The organism is Microbacterium sp. GbtcB4 (genome assembly GCF_019091465.1).
GTDB classification, from domain to species: Bacteria; Actinomycetota; Actinomycetes; order Actinomycetales; family Microbacteriaceae; genus Microbacterium; species Microbacterium paraoxydans.
Window position 1 is genome coordinate 1 of sequence record NZ_JAGXJJ010000534.1, and the last position, 237, is coordinate 237.

The following is a 237-nucleotide window of genomic DNA, read 5'->3' on the forward strand; positions in this document are numbered from 1 at the left end:
ACCCCGTACAGGCCGAAGGGGGCCGTGAGCGCCAAGGCGAACCAGGGGACGTGGCCGTACGCCCCGACGATGACCACGACCGCGATGGCCGCGATCCCGACGGCCACCCACTGCAGCCGGCGGAGGCGCACCTTGAGCACGAAGACGCCGAGCAGCACCGTCGTGATCGGGTTGATGAAGTAGCCGAGCGCCGACTCCACCACGTTCCCGCTCAGCGTGCCGAGGACGAAGACCTGC

General features: G+C 69.6%; 1 pseudogene. It reads right to left on the minus strand.

The annotated features are described in order from the left end of the window. Positions 1 to 237, minus strand: a pseudogene (locus KVS71_RS18730) (EamA family transporter RarD); the annotation flags it as partial.